Below are 5,580 nucleotides of genomic sequence, written 5' to 3' on the forward strand. Positions count from 1 at the left end.
CGGCTATCGCGAGGGATAGACAACATTCTCACGGTTTTATCGCTAGGATCGAAGCGCACTAGGAGCATGGTATCGCTGCGACCTTTAAATACATCGTCGCTGTTTTTGGCATCTAAAACTCGATCGATGCCCATAACTAAAATATTAACAGGACGAGAAAGCTGCTGATTGATTAAGCTATTCCAAGCTTGATCCTCAAGGATGTCTGTTTGGGTGGGAAAAGATGTTTTTTGGAAGATAGCCCCAATTGGTGCGGGTAAGGGACTAATTAAAGCGACGGCAGCCCCAACAGTGGCGGAAACTAGGGCGGTAAAACTGAGGGTTATTCCCCAAAATAAGCCCTTTTGTAGGGGAGATGCTTTTTTTAAACCGGACATGACTGAACTGACCACCGCGACGGTATTTTCTGAGTTTTGGCTGTATTCTTGCTTTTGAAACCGCCCCGAAACATTGGCCATGGACTAACCTCAACATCTGATTAAAAGCTTACTTTAAGTAGGGAGGAACAATTATTTGTAGGATGGGTTAGCGGTAGCGTAACCCATGCGGGCGTTGGGTTTCATACTTCAACCCAACCTACGTTCATCTTATATTTAATTCCACCCACCCAGGAGGTGACTGTTGATCGATAGAATCTATCTCTAGCCCAAAAGTTCCAGATATTGGCCACTCCCCTCTCGCCGGCTATTGTAACATATTGTTAAGGAAATGGCTATCCTAGACCTGTTGTAAAAATCAAAAATTGTTGTTAGGGTTAGGAGTTGGTGGCCAGTAGCCAGTAGTCAGGAGAATTAAAAACGAATAATAAACGATTAAATGCTCTATTCACCGATTGTATGCCATTTAATCCTTATTTTTGCAGTTTTTGAACCCTGAAAGGTTAATTATGCCATAGGTTTAATAATTTTTCAGGGATTCAGTTCGGTTATAGATTATCTTTATGGCCAAGAATTAAGGCTCTCTTAGGTTTGGTGGGTAAAATGTATTCTAAGATACAGTCCTGCTGGCGAGCGAGTGGAAGGAACCACAGAGACACAGAGGACACAAAGAAAGATTGATCGCTTCTATAGTAAGTTAAACTGCTCACACAAAGAATAAGAGAGCCGAATTAAGAGAGGTGGAAACTTGAAGATGACAGAACGAACTAAGGTTATTCTCCTCGTTGTTATCCCTTTGCTTTTGGCTAGTAATGCAGTTTTTTCTGTCAATAAATTCTGAGCTATTTTTTATGAAAATCATCTCTCTTACCCCATCATTCAACCAGGAATATCTCTGTATAAGAGACTTAAATCTCTACAATTCTCCCAGTTGTCAAGAGTTAGCGACCCAAGCACAACAGGGAAGACAATTAAAATTTATTTCCCTAGAAATTACCGAAAAAGGGCTACAAATTCAGCTAAGAGAAGATAATTATTTAGCTTGGTTATGCGGAGAAGATTTAGATGCAATTGCGGTGGCCACCACAGCTTATCAAAAAATTCCTCTAACTCGTTCCGACATAGAAAAACATATTCCTGAGATTATCACTTTTACTCAGGAAGCAAGGAACCGTACCAATCATTATCTCTGGGGTGGAACCCTTGCACCTAATTACGATTGTTCAGGATTAATCCAGGCTGCTTTTGCCACTTTTGGTATTTGGTTGCCGAGGGATTCCTATCAACAGGAGGCTTTTTGTCAAAAAATAAACCGAGAGGAATTACTCCCAGGAGATTTAATTTTCTTTGGTGATAAAAGAGTTAATCATGTGGCTTTATATCTAGGTAATAATCAATATATCCACAGTTCAGGAAAAGAAACAGGTAACAATGGTATCGCTATAAATCTACTTACTGATGATAGGGATAGCGTTAGTCGTCATTATTATCAAAAATTATGGAGTTTCGGTCGAGTTATGCACAATTAATCAGTTATCAGTTATGGGTTTACTGTTCACTGTTCACTCCTTACTCTCCCCCATAGGTAATCATGTCAGAAAACATCTCCCTAAGCGGTCTGTCAATTCGTCGTCACATAGGAGTATTGATGTTAACTATAGCAGTTATCATCATCGGTCTTTTTTTTCTAAATCGTTTAGAAGTGGACTTGCTTCCTTCTATCACTTATCCCCGCATTAGTTTAAGGATGAATGTACCCGGAGTTTCCCCGGAAGTCATTCTCGAAGAAGTAACTAAACCCCTAGAAGAAGGAATGAGTGCCACCGAGGGAGTAGTGCAAGTTTATTCAGAAACTCGCGAGGGAAGGATGCGAGTAGATTTATTTTTTCAACCGGGGGGAGATTTAAATGTTGCTTTAAATGAAGCTACCGAAAGTTTTAATCGTGTCCGACAAAATTTACCCGATATTATTGAGGAACCGCGCTTAAACAAATTTGAACCCTCTCGTTTACCCGTCTATGAATTCGCTCTCGTTTCTGATACCCTACCCCTAAAAGATTTAAGATTATTTGCCGATGAAGAATTAGGGAGAGAATTAGGATTTGTGGAAGGAGTGGCAGTGGTGGACGTGATTGGGGGAGTTAGAGAAGAAATTCAAGTTAATATTGACCTGCAGCGATTACAATCTTTAGGAGTGGGATTAAATCAGGTTTTAGACACCCTAAAAAGACGCAATCAGGACATCTCTGGGGGCCGACTACAGGGAGAAACCGGGGAACCTTTAACCCGTGCGGTGGGGAAATTTAAAAACGTAGCGGATATCCAAGATTTAGCGCTGACCGATAGTAATAATCCCGAAGAAAAAATCTATCTGCGGGATGTGGCCAGAGTTATCGATGGGACAGAAGAACAAAGAATTTTTGTCACCCTAAATGGAAAAAATGCCGTGAGGGTTAGCGTCCAAAAACAACCGAATGCGAACACGATTGCTGTGGTAGAAGGGGTCAAAAAACGCATTACAGAATTAAAAAAATCCGGGTTAATGACCGGGGGAATACAAGTCGTCACCACTACTGATGAGTCTGTATTTATCCAAAACGCGGTTAATAACGTGGTTTCCTCGGGACTAGCGGGGACAATTCTAGCAGGACTGACTGTATTCGTCTTTCTCGGTTCCCTGCGACAGACTTTTATCATTACCCTAGCGATTCCTCTTTCTACCCTCGTCGCAATTATCTGTATGAAGTTATTCGGGTTATCGATAAATGTGTTTAGTTTGGGAGGATTGGCCCTAGGGGTGGGTATCGTGGTGGATAATTCCATTGTCATGCTGGAAAATATTGCCCTCAAAGTTAATCAAAACCAAAATAAGCGAGATTTTTTAGAAATTGCCCGGAATAGCAGCCAAGAGGTAGAATCTGCTTTAGTGGCCTCCACTGCGACTAATCTCGTCTCTATCCTGCCATTTTTATTACTGGGTGGTTTTATCTCTCTGCTGTTTAACGAGATTATCCTCACTATCAGTTTTGCTGTGGCTGCTTCTCTGTTGTGTGCGTTAACTGTTGTTCCCATGTTGGCCAGTCGTTTGTTAAATATGGGGGTTGACCGTGGTATCCATCGGTTTTGGCTCTTAAAAGTCTTTAGTCAACGTCTAGAAGGTTTAACCATCCTCTACGGTCGTTTTTTAGCTAAAATCATCCACTACAGAATACCTGTTATCCTGCTGGCCTTTTTAATTTTAGGGGGAAGTAGTTTCTATCTCTGGCAATATATCCCCCAGGAAGTCTTTAGTCGTATTCAAACCGGACAGGTGAACGTTTTTGCTCAATTTCCCCCGGGTACCAATTTAAATACTAACCGTCAGGTGATGCGGGAAGTAGAAAAGATTTTATTATCACAACCGGAAACTGAGTATGTTTTTACTACCAGTGGCGGTTCTCTTTTTGGCACAACTACCAATGAAAATATTTTGCGCGCTTCTAGTACGATTAATCTCAAACAAGGCACTAATACAGAAGCATATATCGAACGCATGAGCAAAGCACTAGAGCAATTAAACCTCGTTAACGTGCGTTTGCGTCTCACCCCCGGTCAAGTGCGCGGTATTATTCTTAATAACTCTCCCTCCGTTGGTGCCGATGTGGATGTGATGTTACAGGGACGCGATGGGAAAACTTTAGAGCAAGCTGGTGAAGAAATCCTCAGTATTCTCGATGAAAAAGTCCCTAGTGCGCGTTTTCGTGCCGATGCTGACCCCAGACAACCGGAAATTCAGATTAAACCCGATTGGACCCGCTTAAATAGTTTGGGATTGAGTACCCTGGAAGTGGGACAAACGCTACGGACCGCTATTCAAGGATCGATCCCCACCCAACTGCAACGGGGAGAAAGATTAATCGATATCCGGGTGCAATTGGACCCCAACTCGCGGCAAAAAATTAGTGATATCTCACAAATACCTATTTTTGTCAATAGACAAGAAGACTTAAAATTAGCAGATATAGCCCGGATTGAAGCGGGAAAAACCCCCGGAGTCATCCAGAGAATCAATCAGCGTCAAGTTTTTATTATTATCGGCAGTTTAGTCGAAGGGGCGAAATTAAGTGACGCACTCGCGGGAGTACAATCGGTTTTAAATTCCACTCCCTTACCGGATGGTATCAGCATTTTACCCAGTGCTGCCGCCACTTCTAATCAAGAAATTCAGGGTTCTTTGGGTTTATTAGCGGGTTTATCGGTATTTTTAGTCTTTGTGGTCATGGCAGTGCAGTATAACTCACTCATAGACCCTTTGGTGATTATGTTAACCGTTCCTTTGGCCCTAGCGGGGGGAATTTTCGGACTATATTTGACCAAAACCCCGATTAATGCCATTGTCATCGTCGGGGTGGTTTTATTGGTGGGCATTGTGGTTAATAACGGGATTATTATGGTGGAATTGGCGAATCAATTGCGGCAAGAATTCGGTTTTACTCGACTACAAGCTATTTTAAAGGCCGCTCCCCAACGTTTACGACCGATTTTAATGACTACCGTGACCACGGTTTTAGGTTTATTTCCCCTCGCTTTAGGATTAGGAGAGGGGGGACAATTCCTGCAACCTTTAGGAATTGTCGTTTTTTCGGGTTTGTCTTTAGCAACTCTGTTAACTCTGTTTATTATTCCCTGTTTTTACGTTTTATTCTCTAGAAAATAATCCCCCTGCACAGTGGGAAGTGGGGAAGTGGGGTGTGGGGTGTGGGGTGTGGGGTGTAGGGTGTGGGGTGTAGGGTGTAGGGTGTGGGGTGTGGGGTGTAGGGTGTAGGGTGTAGGGTGTGGGGAGAACAAATAAAAATAATCTCCCGACTCCTGACTTGAAAGAGGGTGTGGGGAAGTGAGGAAGTGGGGAGAATAAATAAAAAAGTCTCCTGACTCCTATCTCCTATCTCCTATCTCCTATCTCTGGACTCCTATCTCCGGACTCCTGACTCCTGACTCCTGACTCCTGACTCCTAACCCAATGTTGGCTAAAGATAAGCAAAAATTATTTATTGGCTCCACAAGCTTGAGAATATTTAAATTAACATTCCGCAATATTTATAAATTCTTAAGAATTAATTGAGAAAGATTTTTATTTAACGACGATGTTCCAATGGTAACAGCGATTTGATAGAATTTCATAGTGGGTTATTTTGTGCTTTTTTGGGCAGCAACGGTTGAAACC

The 5,580-nt window shown here is 42.2% G+C and carries 4 protein-coding genes; 2 read left to right on the forward strand and 2 right to left on the reverse strand.

The genetic code is table 11. From position 1 onward, the window contains the following. Nucleotides 1–458 (reverse strand): LCP family glycopolymer transferase (locus PX481_RS21805; RefSeq protein ID WP_502888626.1); only part of this gene is annotated, 458 nt, incomplete at its 3' end. 770 nt (nt 459–1,228) lie between these two features. Between PX481_RS21805 and PX481_RS21810 the strand changes: the two genes are divergently transcribed. Continuing rightward, nucleotides 1,229–1,906, forward strand: a complete 678-nt coding sequence (locus PX481_RS21810) for a C40 family peptidase (RefSeq protein WP_002758470.1) — start codon at nt 1,229–1,231, stop codon at nt 1,904–1,906. 62 nt (nt 1,907–1,968) lie between these two features. Continuing rightward, entirely contained in the window at nt 1,969–5,073 is a 3,105-nt protein-coding gene (locus tag PX481_RS21815) for an efflux RND transporter permease subunit (protein WP_288095943.1), read from the forward strand. Here the strand turns inward: PX481_RS21815 and PX481_RS21820 are convergent. Beyond that, nucleotides 5,049–5,204 carry a hypothetical protein gene (locus tag PX481_RS21820; RefSeq protein WP_288025289.1) on the reverse strand — a complete coding sequence of 52 codons (156 nt, stop codon included), beginning with the start codon at nt 5,202–5,204 and terminating at the stop codon, nt 5,049–5,051. The two genes, PX481_RS21815 and PX481_RS21820, sit on opposite strands and share 25 nt — an antisense overlap. Nucleotides 5,205–5,580 lie beyond the last annotated feature (376 nt).

It is taken from the genome of Microcystis sp. M53603_WE2 (assembly GCF_030065435.1).

Excerpts from the sequence above, each read along its gene's own strand:
- PX481_RS21810 (WP_002758470.1), top strand. The coding sequence starts at position 1,229 with ATGAAAATCATCTCTCTTACCCCATCATTCAACCAGGAATATCTCTGT.
- PX481_RS21815 (WP_288095943.1), top strand. The coding sequence starts at position 1,969 with ATGTCAGAAAACATCTCCCTAAGCGGTCTGTCAATTCGTCGTCACATA.